Raw genomic sequence first — 16903 nt, 5'->3', positions numbered from 1 at the left:
ATGGCCAATGGAAAAGCGGTGGCGCAGAAATAGACAACGCGGTGGGCGAAACCGCCCACCCGTGTATCAGGAAATTTCACGACGGAATGGTGGCAACGCATTGAGGATCGCCTTGCCGTAGCGCTGGGTGACCAGACGCCGGTCAAGCAAGGTGATGGTGCCGCGATCTTCTTCGGTGCGCAGCAGTCGACCGCAGGCCTGGACCAGTTTCAGCGAAGCATCCGGCACCGAGATTTCCATGAACGGATTGCCGCCACGGGCCTCGATCCACTCAGCCAGCGCGGCCTCTACCGGATCATCGGGCACCGAGAACGGGATCTTGGCAATCACCACGTGTTCGCAGTAGGCACCGGGCAAATCCACGCCTTCGGCAAAGCTCGCCAGGCCGAACAGCACGCTGGAATCCCCGCCATCAACACGCGCCTTGTGCTTGTTCAGGGTTTCCTGTTTCGACAGGTTGCCTTGAATGAACACTTGCTTGCGCCAGTCGCGGTCCAGGCCGTCGAACACGTCCTGCATCTGTTTGCGCGAGGAGAACAGCACCAGCGTGCCGCGCGAGCCTTCGACCAGCGCAGGCAGATCACGAATGATCGCCGCCGTGTGGGCCGGCGCGTCACGCGGGTCGGCCTTGAGGTCCGGCACTCGCAGCACGCCGGCATCGGCGTGATGGAACGGGCTGGGCACGACGGCGGTGACGGCTTTTTTCGGCAGCCCGGCACGCATGCGGAAACGGTCGAAGGTGCCCAGCGCGGTCAGCGTTGCAGAGGTCACCAACGCGCCATAAGCCACGTTCCACAAGTTGCGGCGAAGCATTTCCGCCGCAAGGATGGGGCTGGCATTGACCTCAATGTCGAACAGCGAGCCGCTTTCGGCCAAGGTCAACCAGCGGGCCATGGGGGGGTTGTCTTCGGGGTCTTCAGCGGTGAACGCCGTCCACAGCTCCCAATTGCCCGACGAGCGGGACAACAGGCTGCCAAACAGCGGATACCACTCTTCGGCCTGATTGCTGGCGATGCCGATGTTGACCTCGCCGTCCATGCCTTCCTTGAGCAGTTCAGTGAGCCGGGTGAACAGATCAGTCAGACGGGCGAAGCCTTTTTTCAGCTCGACGCCCATTTCGCGCATGTGCTCGGGAATTACCCCGGCGACGAAACGGTGACGCGGCCGCTCGCGGCCTTCGACGTCTTCGCCGGGCTTGAAGTCGGCCACCTGTTCACACGCGGTGAACATGAACTGCTGCTGAGTCTTGATCTCGCGGGCCAGCTCCGGCACTTGCTCGATCAGTTTGCCCAGATCGCCGGGCAGCGGGTGCTGGGCCAGCAACTTGGTGAGATTCTTGGCGGTGGTTTCCAGCCAGTCGGCGGTGGAGCGCAGGCGCGTGTAATGGGCGAAGTGGCCGATGGCCTTGTCCGGCAGGTGGTGGCCTTCGTCGAACACGTAGATAGTGTCGCGCGGGTCCGGCAGCACGGCGCCGCCGCCCAGCGCGAGGTCAGCCAGGACCATGTCGTGGTTGGTGACGATCACGTCAACCTTGCCCATGCCTTCGCGGGCCTTGTAGAAGGCGCACTGGCCGAAGTTGGGGCAATGACGATTGGTGCACTGGCTGTGGTCGGTGGTCAGGCGCGCCCAGTCGGCGTCCTCCAGGGCGGTGGACCAGCTGTCGCGATCGCCGTCCCATTTATTGCCGGCGAGCTTCTCGATCATGCTGGTGAACAGCTTCTGACTGGCCTCGTCGACCTCGATCTTGAAGCCTTCTTCTTCGAACAGCTGCGCGGTAGCGGTTTGTGCGTGGCCTTCCTGCAACAGCATGTCGAGCTTGGACAGGCACATATAGCGCCCACGCCCCTTGGCCAGCGCAAAGCTGAAATTCAGCCCGCTGTTGCGCATCAGGTCGGGCAAGTCCTTGTAGACGATCTGCTCTTGCAGGGCCACGGTGGCCGTGGCGATCACCAGGCGTTTGCCGGCGGCCTTGGCCGTCGGGATCGCGGCCAGGCTGTAGGCCACGGTCTTGCCGGTACCGGTGCCGGCTTCCACCGCGACAATCGCGGGGTCGCCACTGCGCCGGCCTTCGTCGTCGGTGTCGATGTCACCGAGGACTTTGGCAATTTCGGCGATCATCAGGCGTTGGCCGTAGCGCGGCTTGAGGCTCTTGGCTTCGAGAAAACGCGAATAGGCGCCCTGGATCGTGGTTTTGAGTTCGGTGCTGATCATGGATTGTCGGGCGCAAAAAACGCTGGATAAATTTTCAGTGGTTCGGATCGGCCGCTATCATACCCCGCTAATTAATCCCGCGCAGAACGGAGTACCTCAATGACCGCCTTTAGCCTCGTTTATACCCTGCATGTCCTGTCCGCCCTGGTGTGGGTCGGCGGCATGTTTTTCGCCTGGATGGTGCTGCGCCCCGCGGCGATGAAGGCATTGGAAGGCCCTGGCCGATTGAAGCTGTGGGTGGAAGTGTTTCAAGGTTTTTTCCGCTGGGTCTGGGTCGCGGTGGTGCTTTTGCCGATCAGCGGTGTGGGGATGATTCATCTGCAATTCGCCGGCTTTGAGATGGCGCCGCGTTATGTGCAGGTGATGATGGGCTTGTACCTGGTGATGACGGCGCTGTTTATCCGGATCCAGGCGTTGTTGCTGCCGCAGTTGCGTACAGCGGTGACGGCTCAGGACTGGCCAGCGGGTGCGGCGGTGCTCGGGAAAATCCGCCGGTTGGTGGGGATCAACCTGATTGTCGGGCTGGTGCTGGTGGCGATTGCGGCGGCTCGGCCGATGTTCTGAGGCGAATAGCGTGTGTGGCGAGGGAGCTGGCTCCCGCGGGGGCGCGAAGCGGCCCTTACCTTGGGACGGCTGCGCAGTCCAGCGGGAGCAAGCTCCCTCGCCACAGATAACCTGCTCATCACGAACACTCCTCCAGCACAGGATTGTCCGTGGGAGTTAAAGACGTTGAATCGACACCGCACCCGCTGCACCGGCTGGCCCTGGCTGACCATCAGCCCCGGGACGGCCATTCTTGCCGCCGTCAGTGGTGTAGACGATGCAACCCTTGGCCTTGCCGCCCGCTCCTGCCTTGCCGCCAGGCCCGGCCAGACCGCCCGCGCCACCGGCCACTTGAACCTTGATCAACGCCGCCGGGAAGTCCCGTGGCACTTGCAGACGCACCAATGCACCTGGCGCGCCAGGCTGGCCATCGGTGCCATTGCTGCCGTCAAATCCGTGACCGGCCTCGCCCCAGGTGCAACCCGGTTCCTCGCCATTGCCGCCATCAAGACCGACAAAACCCGGCGCACCGGCACCGCCACGGGCATCGACGAACAATTGCGGCGCGTTCAACGCCTTGATCTGCAGCGTCAGATTGCGCCCGGAACGGGCGGCCTTCTGATAAGTGCCCGGTGCGCCGCGTGAGGTGATCAGGCTGCCCTCGGCCAACTCGGCATGGCTGATTTTCAGTTCCAGCGGTTGCTCGCTCGGCACGATCGCGATCCGCGCTTCACGGCCCAGATGTAATTGGCCGACGGTGACTTCGGTCACGTTTGCGGGGATCAGCAACGTGCCGTAATCGGCAACGTCCAGGCGTTCCAGCTGCAAGGTGCTGGCAGTGTTGGGCAAACGCATCAGCGAATTGCTTTCGACACTCACGACCTGCGCGCAGGCCAATGGGCTGACAAGTGCAGCGAGCAGACAGAGTTTACGCATGGGGAGCCTCCGGTACGGCCGGGGCCGGGATGGTTTGCAGATGAAAGATGCCAACAAAGAGGATTTGCAGACGATCACGCCACGGACGCGCACGACCTTTGAGGCTGGCGTTGCACAGCACCAGTTCCAGCAGGTGGACGAGCAGCAACAGCGCCCCGGCCAGATTCACCAGCAGGTGCAACGGTTTGATAAACGGATCCAGCACATTGACCAGCACCACCAGCCAGAACAGGCAGGTGAGCACCTTCCCCAGCGCCCAAAACACCTTCATACAGCCCCCTTGCAGCATTATTCTTTGCGCGCACAGTAACGGCTTGCGCACGGGATAAGCCAGAGGGGAAACGGAAAAATCTTCGGCAAGCCGCCGAATGACCGCCCGGGTGACGAAAATCGTCACCCAGGGGCTCTAGCTCAAGGTTGCGCAGCACATATCAACGGTTGATCTTGATTTCCGTACGGCGGTTCATCGCCCGACCATCAGCGGTTTTATTGTCAGCGACTGGCTCGCTTGCACCTTTACCGGTAACCGAGACGAAACTGCTGCGTGGCACACCATCCCTGATCAGGTAGTCCACCACTGAGTGCGCACGTCTGTCAGACAGTTTCTGGTTGTAGGACGCCTTGCCGACGCTGTCGGTGTGGCCGGTGACGGACAGTTGGGCGGTCGACGATTCCTGTTTCAGGCGCGTGGCGATCTTGTCGAGCACTTCCTTGTCGGAAGGGGTCAACGTGGCTTTGTCGAACTGGAAGTGAACGTCACGGATAACAATGACCTCTTCCTTGACGACGACCACCTCCTCAACCACCGGTGGCGCAGGGGCGGCAACCGGGCAACCGTCTTTATCGACCGGTACGCCTTTGGGGGTGCCCGGGCACTTCTCGGGTGCTGCGCCGTGTACCCAGCAGTAGGCTGCCGTGGTGCCGCCAATCAACAGTGCGCCATAGCCGGCCCACGCCGAGCTTTCGGTCGCGCCGATACCCGCACCGACGACACCGCCAACCGCCGCACAGGTTGGCCAGTCGCTTTTCTGCAAATCTGCGCAACCAGTCAACACACTGGTTAGCAGAACCAAGGGTAATGCTGTCCGGACTATGCTCATCTAGTTTTTCTCCTGAGGGATCGGCTTAGAACCGATTCAGGGAGTAAAGACCGGAGTTTTAATCTCCGCCAGCAATAGGCCAGTGCTGTTTTGTCCCGTATTCAGGGCACATCGGCACTTTCATCAGACACAGGCTCTAGGCCCGGCTCCTCGGGCAGGCTAGTCTTGGCGACTCTGATTGAGGATCTTCGATGATTGCAGGTATTTCTTCCCGTACGCCCCAGCAGGCATTGGCCGCGCTGCTTGATCGCTATGCGCCGGCGCGCCTGTTGTTGATTGGCGCCAGCGAGTTCCCTGCGCTGGAGGCGTTCAAGCTGGCCCACCCGGACAGTCGTGTCGCGTTTGCGCCACCGGGCCCCTTGCCTGCCGATCTGGCGGCGCAGCGCTTTGACCTGGCGCTGGTGGTCGATTGCCTGGAACACCTGCCCAAGCGCGACGGACTGAATCTGCTCGGCGGCATTCGCAACCTCAATGCCAGCCGCATCGCGGTGCTGGCGGACTTGCCAGTCAGTGGCTGGCAGGAAACCGACTTTTTCTCCCTGGCCCTGCAGGCCAGTGAACGCTTTCAGCGCGATGATCAGGTACTGACCCTGTTCACCTATGATCTGCTTGACTACAAACAAGTCCCCGACTGGCTCAATTCAAGGTTCTGGGCCAATCCGGAAAACTTCGGGAAATACTGGTGGTGATGCAATGAGTACATCCATTTGCCCCTGTGGCAGCGGCACCCTGCTCGATGCCTGCTGCGGTCACTACCACGCCGGCCATCCGGCCCCCTGCGCCGAGGCCCTGATGCGCTCGCGCTACAGCGCCTATGTGCTGGGCCTGGTGGACTATCTGGTGGCGACCACCCTGCCGGCCCAACAGACCGGTCTGGATCGGCAGTCCATCAGCGACTGGAGCGCGCAAAGTACCTGGCTGGGCCTTGAGGTAGAAAACTCCGAGGTACTGGGCGGCCAGCCGGAGCACGCCTTTGTCACGTTCACCGCTCGCTGGCATGACAGCCAGGGCGAACACAGCCACCGCGAGCGCTCTTCGTTCGTGCAAAACGGTGAGCGCTGGTATTTCATCGACCCTACGGTGCAGCTCAAGACCGGGCGCAACGACGCCTGTCCGTGTGCCAGCGGGCAGAAATTCAAGAAGTGTTGTGCGGGGTATTTCGGCGTTTGAGATGACGCGGCAGGCCAAGGAAGCGTACCGACAAACTGAGGCTAGACTGGGTCCCAAAGGAGAAACACCCTATGCCCAGCCAGCGCCACGTCAGACACCTGCTTACCCTGCTCTTGCTGCTGAGCCTTGGCGGTTGCGCGTCCTGGTTCGGTGACGACGAGCCGGAACCGCAAGTACGACTGGTCAAGATCGAAGTGATCCGCGCCAAACTGCTGGAACAGAAATTCCTGCTGCACTTTCGCATCGACAATCCCAACGACAGCGACCTGACCGTTCGCAGCCTGGAATACCGCATTCACCTGGGCGATCTGCTGCTGACCGAAGGCGAGCACGAACACTGGTTCACGATCGGCCCCAAGCAAACCGGGTACTTCAAGGTTCGAGTCCGCACCAACCTGTGGCCTCAGGTGCGGGACCTGGTGAACATGCTGAAAAACCCGGACCGGCCTATCCCTTACCGACTGGAAGGTGAGCTTGAAACCGGTTTATTCATCGCACACTACGTGCACCTGGAGCGCAATGGCGTGATAATCCCCGCCGATTTAATTCCGGAGTGACCCGCATGACCCAGCAACCCCATGTCCATGGCCCTGACTGCAACCACGAGCACGAGCACGACCATCACGATCACGACCACGGCCATGTCCACGGCCCGAACTGCGGCCACGCTCACCAGGAACCGGTGCGCAACGCCCTGAAAGACGTCGGCCGCAACGACCCTTGCCCATGCGGCAACGGCAAGAAATTCAAGAAGTGCCACGGCGCTTGATGATTCGGGCGACGACTTTTTTCGCCTGAACAATCGCCTTCGCGAGCAAGCTCGCTCCCACAGGGTGGATGGTGGACACAACATCTGTATTCACCACGGGACACTGTGGGAGCGAGCTTGTTCGCGATGACGGCGGCACATTCAACATTCATGTGGCAGTTACGCCGCTATCGCGAGCAAGCTCGCTCCCACATTTGAACGGCGCATGCACAGTCTTTGTGTACACCGCAGATCCGTCAGGAATCTCCTACCGGGTGGTCGTGGACACAACATCTGTATTCACCACGGGACACTGTGGGAGCGAGCTTGTTCGCGATGACGGCGGCACATTCAACATTCATGTGGCAGTGACGCCGCTATCGCGAGCAAGCTCGCTCCCACATTTGAACGGCGCATGCACAGTCTTTGTGTACACCGTAGATCCGTCAGGAATCTCCTACCGGGATGGTGGTGGACACAAGTCTGTATTCACCACGGGACACTGTGGGAGCGAGCTTGCTCGCGATGACGGCGGCACATTCAACATTCATGTGGCAGTTACGCCGCTATCGCGAGCAAGCTCGCTCCCACATTTGATCGGCGCTATGCACAGTCTTTGTGTACACCGCAGATCCCACAGGTATCTCAGCTGTCTGCCAGAATCTGCGCAGTGCTGGTGACCGTCGCATATTCCCCGTGCAAATTCCCCAACGACATCGCATGCACCGCTTCGGCTGAATGCGCCCCGCCAAAATAATCAGCCTTGTCGAAGGTAAAGCACGCATCCTCCGCCACCCACGCCGCAAACCCCAGATTACCGGCCGTGCGTGCCGTGGACTCGACCGAGTTATGGGTCGCCACGCCAACGATGATCAACTGATCAATCCCCGCCTCGCGCAACCCCGCCTCCAGCCCCGTTGCACAAAACGCATCCGGCACGCGCTTCTGAACATGCTGCTCGCCAGCCTGCGGCGCAAAGCGTTGCTGAAATTCAACGCCCGACTGCTCTGGCCAGAACACCGAGTCCGGCGAGTGAGACAGATGCTGGACGTGAATCACCGGGCGCCCGGTCAAGCGCCAATGGTTTAATAATTCCAGCATCCGTTCCTCAGCCTGCGGGTTGTTTCGCCGGCCCAGCCTGGGGTGCAGGATGCCTTTCTGTTGATCGATGATGATCAACGCCGCGTTGTTTTTGAGCTCCATGCCGGTATTTCTCACGTCGGGTCATTGAATTTCACGCACTTGAGCATTACCTCTTCCTATAGGCAAGCCATCCCGTGCAAACAGGACGACCTAATGCGAGCGGTTGCTGTCCGTATTCTGACGACGTCTATTTTCTGGAGCACTCCATGATCGACCTGTATTACTGGACCACCCCCAACGGCCACAAAATCTCGATATTCCTTGAGGAGGCGGGGCTCAAGTACGACGTCCACCCGATCAATATCAGCCAGAACGATCAGTTCAAGCCTGAATTCCTGAAGATCTCGCCGAACAACAAAATCCCGGCCATCGTCGATCATGAGCCAGCCGATGGCGGCGCGCCGTTGTCGCTGTTCGAGTCCGGGGCGATCCTCCTGTACCTGGCGGAGAAAACCGGCCAGTTCCTGCCCAAGGACCTGCGGGGTCGGCAGCAAGCGCTGCAATGGTTGTTCTGGCAGATGGGCGGCCTGGGGCCGATGGCCGGGCAGAATCATCACTTCAGCCAGTTCGCCCCGGAAAAAATCCCCTACGCGATCAAGCGCTACATCGACGAAACTGCCCGTCTGTATGGGGTACTGGACAAACAACTGGCCAACAACGCCTTCGTCGCCGGCAGCGAATACAGCATCGCCGACATGGCGATCTACCCCTGGATCGTTTCTCACAAGTGGCAGAGCCAGGACCTTGAAGACTTCCCCAACGTGCTGCGCTGGTTCAATCACATCAAGGACCGGCCGGCGACGGTAAGGGCGTATGCGCTGGCGGCGAAAATCAATCCGCCGAAATCCTGAGAACGCTTGCCTCCAGGATATACACACCAACCCTGTGGGAGCGAGCCTGCTCGCGAAGGCGGTGGGTCAGTCAACGACAAGGGTGGCTGACGAATGGTATGGGTAAGGCCGTTGCGCCCACAGGGTTATTCGGCGTCGGTGAGTGTGGGGTTTATCAGACATTTCTTGAAATAACCCCCCACCCCGCTTGCGCGCCCACCTCCTGCTCACTAACGTAGCGCCTTTATCGCGTTACCACCCCCGCAGGAGCTTTGCCATGGCCTCGCCAGCCCTCACACATTTTCTTCCCCGGTTCGGCGTTGCCGCAGCAGTGGCCGGTGTTTTGAGCCTGACCGGTTGTCAGACCTGGAACACCCAGGACACCCTCCCGCCCACCTCTGGCGTGCAGCCGCTCAAGGGTCTGGCGCAGAACGTTTCGGTACGACGCAATGCCCTGGGCATGCCGTTGATCGAAAGCAACAGCTTCCATGACGCGCTGTTTACCCTCGGCTACGTCCACGCCAGCGACCGCATCACCCAGATGGTGACCATGCGCCTGCTGGCCGAAGGGCGTCTGGCCGAAATGTCGGGCCCGGACCTGCTGGATGCCGACCGCTACATGCGCGCCGTCAACCTGAAGAAAAGCGCCGGCGAGCTGTACAAGGCCTCTTCGCCACGTATCAAACGCTTCTTCGAAGTCTATGCCCGGGGCGTCAACGCCTACCTGTTCCGCTACCGCGACAAGCTGCCTGCAGATCTCGCGGCCACCGGCTACAAGCCTGAATACTGGGCACCGGAAGACTCGGCGCTGATTTTCTGCCTGTTGAATTTCAGCCAGTCGGCCAACTTGCCGGAAGAAATCTCCTCGCTGGTGCTGGCTCAAACCGTCAGCACCGACAAACTGGCATGGCTGACGCCGTCCGCTCCCGACGAAAAACTGCCGGTGGGCGAAACGGAAAAACTCCAGGGCATCAAGCTCAACGGAGCGATTCCCGGTTTGGCGCAACTGACCAAGGCCACCGGCCAACTGTCGGAGCTGAATCTGCTGGGCGCCACTTCATCGGACAACTGGGCGATTGCCCCGCAACGCAGTCGCAGCGGCAAAAGCCTGCTGGCCAGCGACAGTCATGGCCCGCTGGGTGTGCCGTCGCTGTGGACTTACGTGCAGATTCGCGCGCCGAAATACCAGGCTGCCGGCGTGTCGATTGCCGGGTTACCGATGGTACTCGGTGGTTTCAACGGCAAAGTGGCGTGGAGCATGACCACGGTCATGGGCGATAACCAGGACCTGTTCCTGGAAAAAATCAAACGCCAGGGCAACAGCCTGACTTACGAGGCCAATGGCAAATGGCTGCCAGTGGCGGTGCGCAACGAAACCTTTTTCGCCAAAGGCCAGCGACCGATTCGTGAGGCGGTGTTCGAGACCCGTCACGGTCCACTGCTCAATAGCGCCCAAGGCCTGACAATCGCCAACGGTTTCGGCCTGGCCTTACAGACGCCGAGCTTCACCGACGACAAGACCCTGGACGCATTCTTCGACCTGACTCGCGCGCAGACCGTCGAGAAAGCCTCGGACGCAAGCCGTGAAATCCGTGCCATCGCCCTCAATCTGGTGTTTGCCGACGCCAACAGCATCGGCTGGCAAGTCACGGGGCGCTACCCGAACCGCCGCGAAGGCGAAGGCCTGCTGCCATCGCCGGGTTGGGACGGGCGCTACGATTGGGACGGTTATGCCGACCCGATGCTGCACCCCTACGACCAGGACCCGGCACAAGGCTGGCTCGGCACCGCCAACCAGCGGGTTATCCCCCACGGTTACGGCATGCAGCTGTCCAACTCCTGGGCGGCGCCGGAGCGCGGTGAGCGCATGGCCGAACTGGCGGGCGCGGGTAAACATGACAGCCGCAGCCTGATCGCCATGCAATACGACCAGACCACCACCTTCGCCGCCAAACTGAAGAAGATGTTTGCAGCGCCGGGCATGTCTCAGCCGCTAAAACAGGCAATCGAAGCCTTGCCAGTGGCTGACCGTGCCAAGGCGCAAGAGGCCCTTACCCGGCTGATGGCCTTCGACGGCAAGCTGAGCGCGACGTCGGCCGACGCGGCGATTTACGAGCTGTTCCTGCAAGAAAGCATGAAGCAGATCTTCCTCGACGAACTTGGCCCGGAAAACAGCCCGGCGTGGAAAGCCTTTGTCGCCAACGGCACGTTGTCCTACTCGGCCCAGGCCGATCACTTGCTGGGGCGCGAGGACAGCCCGTTCTGGGATGACATTCGCACGCCACAGAAAGAAGACAAGCCGACGATCCTCGCCCGCAGCCTGGCCGCCGCCATTACCGCCGGCGACAGTCAGTTGGGTGGCGATCACAAAGCCTGGCAGTGGGGCAAACTGCACAGTTATGTGTGGAAAAACGCCAACGGCAAGGCCGTGCGTGGCCCGGTCATGGCGGGTGGCGACCACACGACGCTGAACACCGCGGCCTTCGCCTGGGGCCAGGACTTCAACACCACGCTGGTGCCATCGATGCGTTTTATTGTCGATTTCGGCCAGGCTGAACCGTTGATGGGCCAGAACGGCACGGGCCAGTCGGGCAACCCGGCGAGCCCGAATTATCTGGACAGCATCGATCCATGGCTCAAGGCGCAATACATGAGCCTGCCAATGCAGCCGCAAAACCTCGACAAGGCGTATGGCAAGACACGCTTGACCCTGACACCGGGTAAATAAGCCCCGCCCATGTGGGAGCGAGCCTGCTCGCGAATACGGACTTTCAGTCGATAAAATTCTGGCTGACACACCGCTTTCGCGAGCAGGCTCGCTCCCACAATGGACTGTCGTCTGCCTGCCAAAAATAAAGTAGAACTTCTCGCCCCGCGCAAACCTCATAGCTAGCAAGTCCTCCATTCAGGCTTCGACATGGATCTTGTTATCGCCCGTCCCGAAGGCTTGTACTGTCCCGCCGGAGATTTCTATATCGATCCGTGGCGGCCGGTCGAACGCTCGGTGATCACCCACGCCCACGGCGATCATGCCCGTGGCGGCAATCAACACTATCTGGCGGCCAGCGCCGGCGAAGGGATTTTGCGCTCGCGCCTGGGCCAGGACATCAATCTGCAAACCCTGCCCTATGGCGAACCGCTGCGTCATCATGGCGTGACCCTGAGTTTCCATCCCGCCGGCCATGTCCTCGGTTCGGCTCAGGTGCGTCTGGAATACGGCGGCGAAGTCTGGGTCGCCTCGGGGGATTACAAGATCGAGCCAGATGGCACCTGTGCACCGTTCGAACCGGTGCGTTGCAACACGTTCATCACCGAGTCGACCTTCGGCCTGCCCATCTACCGCTGGCAGCCCCAGGCGCAGGTATTTGCCGAGATCAACCAGTGGTGGCAAGCCAATATCGCTGCCGGTAAAGCCAGTGTGTTGTTCTGTTACTCCTTCGGCAAAGCCCAGCGGATCCTGCACGGCATCGACGCCAGCATCGGCCCTATTCTGGTGCATGGCGCGGTCGAACCGTTGAACCGGGTTTATCGCGAAGCCGGGATTGACCTGCCGCCGACGATTTACGCGGGCGATGTTCCAAAAAACGACCCGATGATGCGCCAGGCATTGGTGCTCGCCCCGCCCTCGGCAGGCGGCAGCAGCTGGATGCGCCGCTTCGGCGACTACAGCGACGGCTTTGCCAGCGGCTGGATGCGTTTGCGCGGCACCCGGCGTCGGCGTGGCGTGGATCGGGGCTTCGTGCTGTCGGATCACGCCGACTGGCCCGGCCTGCTCTGGGCCATTGAGCAGACCGGGGCCGAGCGGGTCATGGTCACTCACGGCTCCATCGCCGTGCTGGTCCGGCATCTGCGCGAACAGGGTCTCGACGCTCAGGGCTTCAACACCGAGTACGGCGACGACGAAGAGGATCACGCCCCTGGCGAACAACAGAACGCCGAGGTGCCGGCATGAAAGACTTCGCCGCGTTATACGCCGACCTCGATGCAACCACTTCCAGCAACGCCAAACTGGCAGCGATGCAACACTACTTTGCCCAGGCCGCGCCGCAAGACGCCGCTTGGGCGGTGTATTTCCTTTGCGGCGGACGGCCTCGGCAACTGGTGCCGGTGCGCGTCCTGCGGGAACTGGCGGTGCAGGTTTCAGGGCTCTCTGCCTGGTTGTTCGAAGAAAGCTATCAAGCGGTCGGTGACCTGGCGGAAACCATTTCGCTGGTACTCCCGCAATCGCCCCACACGTCTACCGAAGGGCTGGCTCTGTGGATCGAGGAAAAACTGCTGCCGCTGCGAGGCGCAACGCCGGAGGTTCTCGGCGAGCGCCTACCGGCGCTCTGGGCGCAACTGGATCGCAGCAGCGTCATGCTGTGCATAAAACTGATCACCGGCAGCTTCCGGGTCGGCGTGTCCAAATTGCTGGTGACCCGAGCCCTCGCCGCCATGGCCGGGCTCGACAGCAAACGCGTGGCCCAGCGGCTGGTGGGCTACACCGACCTGTCCAACCGCCCCGGTGCCGACAGCTACCTGAAACTCATCGCCGCGCCCTGCGCCGATGAACACGCGCAACGGGGCGGCCAGCCGTACCCGTTTTTCCTCGCCCATGCCCTGGCGCAACCGGTCGAGCAGTTCGAAGCCTTGCTCGGCCCGGCCAGCCAATGGCAAGTGGAATGGAAGTGGGACGGCATCCGCGCCCAAGTGGTCAAGCGCGATGGACGATTATGGGTCTGGTCGCGGGGAGAAGAACTGGTCAGCGAGCGCTTTCCAGAGCTGGACAGCCTGGTCCATGGCTTGCCCGACGGCACAGTGATCGACGGCGAAATCGTCGCCTGGAAAGCCGACCGGCCGGCCACCGAGGACGCCTTCGATCCGCAGTCGTCAGCGCCACCGGCGGTGCAACCGTTCGGTTTGCTGCAACAACGCATCGGGCGCAAGACGCTGGACCGCAAGATCCTCGATGAAGTGCCGGTGGTGCTGCTCGCCTACGACTTGCTGGAATGGCAGGGCGAAGACTGGCGCAGCCGACCTCAGAGCGGAAGACGCACGCAATTGGAGCAGGTCGTCGCGAGCTGCAGCAACCCGGCGCTGTTGCTGTCACCGGTTCTGGTCGGTGAGGACTGGCTCGACCTCGCCAGGCAGCGGGAAGCGTCTCGGCAACTGAGGGTTGAAGGCATGATGCTCAAGGCCCGGGATGCGCTGTACGGCGTCGGCCGTACCAAGGACATGGGCGTGTGGTGGAAATGGAAAGTCGACCCGTTCAGCGTCGACGCCGTGCTGATTTACGCGCAACGTGGCCATGGCCGCCGCGCCAGCCTGTACAGCGACTACACCTTCGCCGTATGGGACGGCCCGGCCCACGCCAGCGAACGGACGCTGGTGCCGTTCGCCAAGGCGTATTCGGGCCTCAGTGACGAGGAAATCCGTCAGGTCGACAGCATCGTGCGCAAAACCACGGTGGAGAAGTTCGGCCCGGTGAGCAGCGTGAAACCGAGTCTGGTGTTTGAGCTGGGATTTGAAGGGATTGCCCTGTCCAGACGGCACAAGAGCGGGATTGCCGTGCGGTTTCCCAGGATGTTGCGCTGGCGGCAGGACAAGACTATCGAGGAGGCGGACAACCTGGGGACACTCCAGGACCTGCTCGGGTAACACGAAACCCTGTGGGAGCGAGCCTGCTCGCGAAAGCGGTGTGCCAGTCAACAATAATATTGACCGATACGACGCCTTCGCGAGCTGGCTCACTCCCACCGTTTTTGTGTGAACCCGATCCATAGTGGTGCAGCTAATTTTTCGCGCCCGTTTTCGGGCACAAATCCCCTCCCCCCAAATCTTTCTTCACCTTTTAAAACGCTTGTTCGGGACTCTGGTTCGGAAATTGCTACTTTCATTAGGTCTTACGCTTCCAGTAACAATAATTCTGCGCCACAAGCGCTCATTTTGGTTCTTAGGGATTGAATAATGAAAAAAGCATTGCTGACCCTTTCTGCACTGGCGTTGTGCATGGCCGCCGGCTCCGCGCTGGCCAAGGAATACAAAGAGCTGCGTTTTGGCGTTGACCCTTCTTATGCACCGTTCGAGTCCAAAGCAGCCGACGGCAGCCTGGTGGGCTTCGACATCGACCTGGGCAACGCGATCTGCGCCGAGCTGAAGGTCAAGTGCAAATGGGTCGAAAGCGACTTTGACGGCATGATTCCGGGCCTCAAGGCCAATAAATTCGACGGTGTGATCTCTTCGATGACCGTCACCCAGGCCCGCGAAAAAGTCATCGACTTCTCCAGCGAGCTGTTCTCCGGCCCGACGTCCTTTGTGTCGAAGAAAGGCTCCGGCATCACCACTGACGTCGCTTCGCTGAAAGGCAAAAAAGTCGGTTACGAGCAAGGCACCATCCAGGAAGCCTATGCCAAAGCCGTGCTGGACAAGGCGGGCGTGACCACCCAGGCCTACGCCAACCAGGACCAGGTGTATGCCGACCTGACCTCCGGCCGTCTGGACGCCTCGATCCAGGACATGCTGCAAGCCGAACTGGGCTTTTTGAAGTCGCCACAAGGTGCCGACTACGAAGTCAGCAAGCCGGTTGATGATCCTCTGCTGCCAGCCAAGACAGCTGTCGGTATCTCGAAAGGTAACAAAGACCTGAAAGCACTTCTGGATAAAGGTATCAAAGCGTTACACGACGATGGCACCTACGCCACCATTCAGAAGAAACACTTTGGCGATCTGAATCTGTACAGCGGCAAATAATGCCCGGCGCCCATCTCGCGATGGGCGCTTTTTTCATCCGATCAGGTTGCTGATTTATGTTCGAAAACCTCTTACAAAATCTGGGGCTCTCAGCCTTCAGCCTCAAGGGCTTCGGTCCGTTGCTGTTGGAAGGCACCTGGATGACCATCAAATTATCGGTGCTGTCGCTGTTGGTGGCCGTATTGCTCGGCCTGCTGGGCGCCACTGCCAAACTGTCCAAGGTCAAACTGCTGCGTGTGCCGGCCCAGCTCTACACCACGCTGATTCGCGGGGTGCCGGACCTGGTGCTGATGCTGCTGATTTTCTACAGCCTGCAAACCTGGCTGACCTCGTTCACCGATTTCATGGAATGGGAATACATCGAGATCAACCCGTTCAGCGCCGGGGTCATTACCCTGGGCTTCATTTACGGCGCGTACTTCACCGAGACTTTTCGCGGGGCGATCCTTGCCGTGCCGCGTGGTCAGGTTGAAGCCGCCACCGCCTATGGCCTCAAACGCGGCCAGCGCTTCCGGTTTGTGGTGTTCCCGCAAATGATGCGCTTCGCCCTGCCGGGCATCGGCAACAACTGGATGGTGATGCTCAAGGCCACTGCACTGGTGTCGATCATCGGCCTGGCCGATCTGGTCAAGGCTGCCCAGGACGCGGGCAAGAGCACCTACCAACTGTTTTATTTCCTGGTGCTGGCAGCGCTGATTTACCTGCTGATTACCAGTGCTTCCAACTTCGTCCTGCGCAGGCTTGAACGCCGTTACGCTGCCGGCTCCCGGGAGGCCGTACGATGATCGAACTCTTGCAGGAATACTGGAAACCTTTCCTTTATACCGACGGCTACCACATTACCGGCCTGGCGATGACCATGTGGCTGCTCAGCGCCTCGATCTTCATCGGCTTCCTGGTGTCGATCCCGCTGTCCATCGCCCGGGTCTCACCGAACTTCTACGTGCGCTGGCCGGTGCAGTTCTACACTTACCTGTTCCGCGGCACGCCGCTCTACATCCAGCTGCTGATCTGCTACACCGGCATCTACAGCCTCGCCGCCGTGCGCGCGCAACCGGTACTGGATGCATTTTTTCGCGATGCGATGAACTGCACTATCCTGGCCTTTGCCCTGAACACCTGCGCCTACACCACGGAGATTTTCGCCGGGGCGATTCGCAGCATGAACCACGGTGAAGTCGAAGCGGCCAAGGCCTATGGTCTGACAGGCTGGAAGCTGTATGCCTACGTAATCATGCCTTCAGCCCTGCGTCGCTCGTTGCCTTATTACAGCAACGAAGTGATTCTGATGCTGCACTCGACCACCGTGGCGTTCACCGCGACCATCCCGGACATCCTGAAAGTCGCTCGGGACGCCAACTCGGCGACCTTCCTGACCTTTCAGTCGTTCGGCATCGCCGCACTGATCTACCTGACCGTGACCTTCGCGCTGGTCGGCCTGTTCCGCCTCGCCGAACGGCGATGGCTGGCCTTCCTCGGGCCGACCCACTAGG

17 protein-coding genes are annotated in these 16903 nt (G+C 60.7%); 12 read left to right on the top strand and 5 right to left on the bottom strand.

Features of this window, described 5'->3' with window-relative positions:
- Positions 1–66 precede the first annotated feature (66 nt).
- Positions 67–2211 carry an ATP-dependent DNA helicase DinG gene (dinG, locus tag POF45_RS22715; RefSeq protein ID WP_259500130.1) on the bottom strand — a complete coding sequence of 715 codons (2145 nt, stop codon included), beginning with the start codon at positions 2209–2211 and terminating at the stop codon, positions 67–69.
- 99 nt (positions 2212–2310) lie between these two features.
- On the opposite strand from dinG, the gene POF45_RS22710 reads away from it, so the two are divergent.
- The gene (locus tag POF45_RS22710) at positions 2311–2775 is read left to right on the top strand and encodes a CopD family protein (RefSeq protein ID WP_259500128.1); all 465 of its coding nucleotides are present in this window, start codon (positions 2311–2313) and stop codon (positions 2773–2775) included.
- 156 nt (positions 2776–2931) lie between these two features.
- Here POF45_RS22710 and POF45_RS22705 read toward each other — a convergent pair whose 3' ends face one another.
- The 3 genes from POF45_RS22705 to POF45_RS22695 form a co-directional block, all read right to left on the bottom strand.
- Positions 2932–3690 carry a collagen-like protein gene (locus POF45_RS22705; protein WP_282316816.1) on the bottom strand — a complete coding sequence of 253 codons (759 nt, stop codon included), beginning with the start codon at positions 3688–3690 and terminating at the stop codon, positions 2932–2934.
- A complete protein-coding gene (locus POF45_RS22700) occupies positions 3683–3961 on the bottom strand; it encodes a DUF1145 domain-containing protein (RefSeq protein ID WP_259500124.1) in 279 nt (92 codons plus the stop codon). The genes POF45_RS22705 and POF45_RS22700 overlap by 8 nt, the downstream gene beginning before the upstream one ends.
- 160 nt (positions 3962–4121) lie before the next feature.
- Positions 4122–4790, bottom strand: coding sequence for a PA1041 family peptidoglycan-binding anchor lipoprotein (locus POF45_RS22695; RefSeq protein WP_259500122.1), 669 nt, complete (start codon positions 4788–4790; stop codon positions 4122–4124).
- 191 nt (positions 4791–4981) lie between these two features.
- On the opposite strand from POF45_RS22695, the gene POF45_RS22690 reads away from it, so the two are divergent.
- The 4 genes from POF45_RS22690 to POF45_RS22675 all read left to right on the top strand — a co-directional run bounded on the left by POF45_RS22690 (position 4982) and on the right by POF45_RS22675 (position 6729).
- The gene (locus tag POF45_RS22690; protein WP_259500121.1) at positions 4982–5479 is read left to right on the top strand and encodes a DUF6231 family protein; all 498 of its coding nucleotides are present in this window, start codon (positions 4982–4984) and stop codon (positions 5477–5479) included.
- Between the two features lie 4 nt (positions 5480–5483).
- On the top strand, positions 5484–5960 hold the full coding sequence (locus POF45_RS22685; RefSeq protein ID WP_259500119.1) for a YchJ family protein: 477 nt from the start codon (positions 5484–5486) through the stop codon (positions 5958–5960).
- Positions 5961–6031: 71 nt separating this feature from the next.
- Positions 6032–6517 carry an LEA/WHy family protein gene (locus POF45_RS22680; RefSeq protein WP_259500117.1) on the top strand — a complete coding sequence of 162 codons (486 nt, stop codon included), beginning with the start codon at positions 6032–6034 and terminating at the stop codon, positions 6515–6517.
- A 5-nt stretch (positions 6518–6522) separates the two neighbouring features.
- A complete protein-coding gene (locus POF45_RS22675) occupies positions 6523–6729 on the top strand; it encodes an SEC-C metal-binding domain-containing protein (RefSeq protein ID WP_259500115.1) in 207 nt (68 codons plus the stop codon).
- A gap of 624 nt (positions 6730–7353) precedes the next feature.
- Here POF45_RS22675 and POF45_RS22670 read toward each other — a convergent pair.
- Positions 7354–7911, bottom strand: coding sequence for a cysteine hydrolase family protein (locus POF45_RS22670; protein ID WP_282316815.1), 558 nt, complete (start codon positions 7909–7911; stop codon positions 7354–7356).
- A 146-nt stretch (positions 7912–8057) separates the two neighbouring features.
- Here POF45_RS22670 and POF45_RS22665 point away from each other — a divergent pair, with 146 nt between their 5' ends.
- The 7 genes from POF45_RS22665 to POF45_RS22635 all read left to right on the top strand — a co-directional run bounded on the left by POF45_RS22665 (position 8058) and on the right by POF45_RS22635 (position 16902).
- A complete protein-coding gene (locus POF45_RS22665) occupies positions 8058–8702 on the top strand; it encodes a glutathione S-transferase N-terminal domain-containing protein (RefSeq protein WP_282316814.1) in 645 nt (214 codons plus the stop codon).
- Positions 8703–8958: 256 nt separating this feature from the next.
- Complete coding sequence (locus tag POF45_RS22660) at positions 8959–11409, top strand: penicillin acylase family protein (protein ID WP_282316813.1); 2451 nt, start codon at positions 8959–8961, stop codon at positions 11407–11409.
- 189 nt (positions 11410–11598) lie between these two features.
- A complete protein-coding gene (locus tag POF45_RS22655; protein ID WP_282316812.1) occupies positions 11599–12633 on the top strand; it encodes a ligase-associated DNA damage response exonuclease in 1035 nt (344 codons plus the stop codon).
- The gene (locus tag POF45_RS22650; protein WP_282316811.1) at positions 12630–14318 is read left to right on the top strand and encodes an ATP-dependent DNA ligase; all 1689 of its coding nucleotides are present in this window, start codon (positions 12630–12632) and stop codon (positions 14316–14318) included. Before POF45_RS22655 ends, POF45_RS22650 begins: the two co-directional genes overlap by 4 nt.
- Before the next feature lie 309 nt (positions 14319–14627).
- Positions 14628–15410: a transporter substrate-binding domain-containing protein gene (locus POF45_RS22645; protein WP_259500103.1), complete on the top strand. Its 783-nt coding sequence runs from the start codon at positions 14628–14630 to the stop codon at positions 15408–15410.
- Positions 15411–15466: 56 nt separating this feature from the next.
- Positions 15467–16195, top strand: coding sequence for an ABC transporter permease (locus tag POF45_RS22640; RefSeq protein ID WP_259500100.1), 729 nt, complete (start codon positions 15467–15469; stop codon positions 16193–16195).
- A complete protein-coding gene (locus POF45_RS22635) occupies positions 16192–16902 on the top strand; it encodes an ABC transporter permease (protein ID WP_259500098.1) in 711 nt (236 codons plus the stop codon). Before POF45_RS22640 ends, POF45_RS22635 begins: the two co-directional genes overlap by 4 nt.
- The last annotated feature ends 1 nt before the right edge of the window (position 16903 follow it).

Source organism: Pseudomonas fungipugnans, from assembly GCF_029955235.1.
In the GTDB taxonomy this organism is placed as follows: Bacteria; Pseudomonadota; Gammaproteobacteria; order Pseudomonadales; family Pseudomonadaceae; genus Aquipseudomonas; species Aquipseudomonas fungipugnans.
This window is presented reverse-complemented; position numbering and strand designations above follow the sequence as displayed.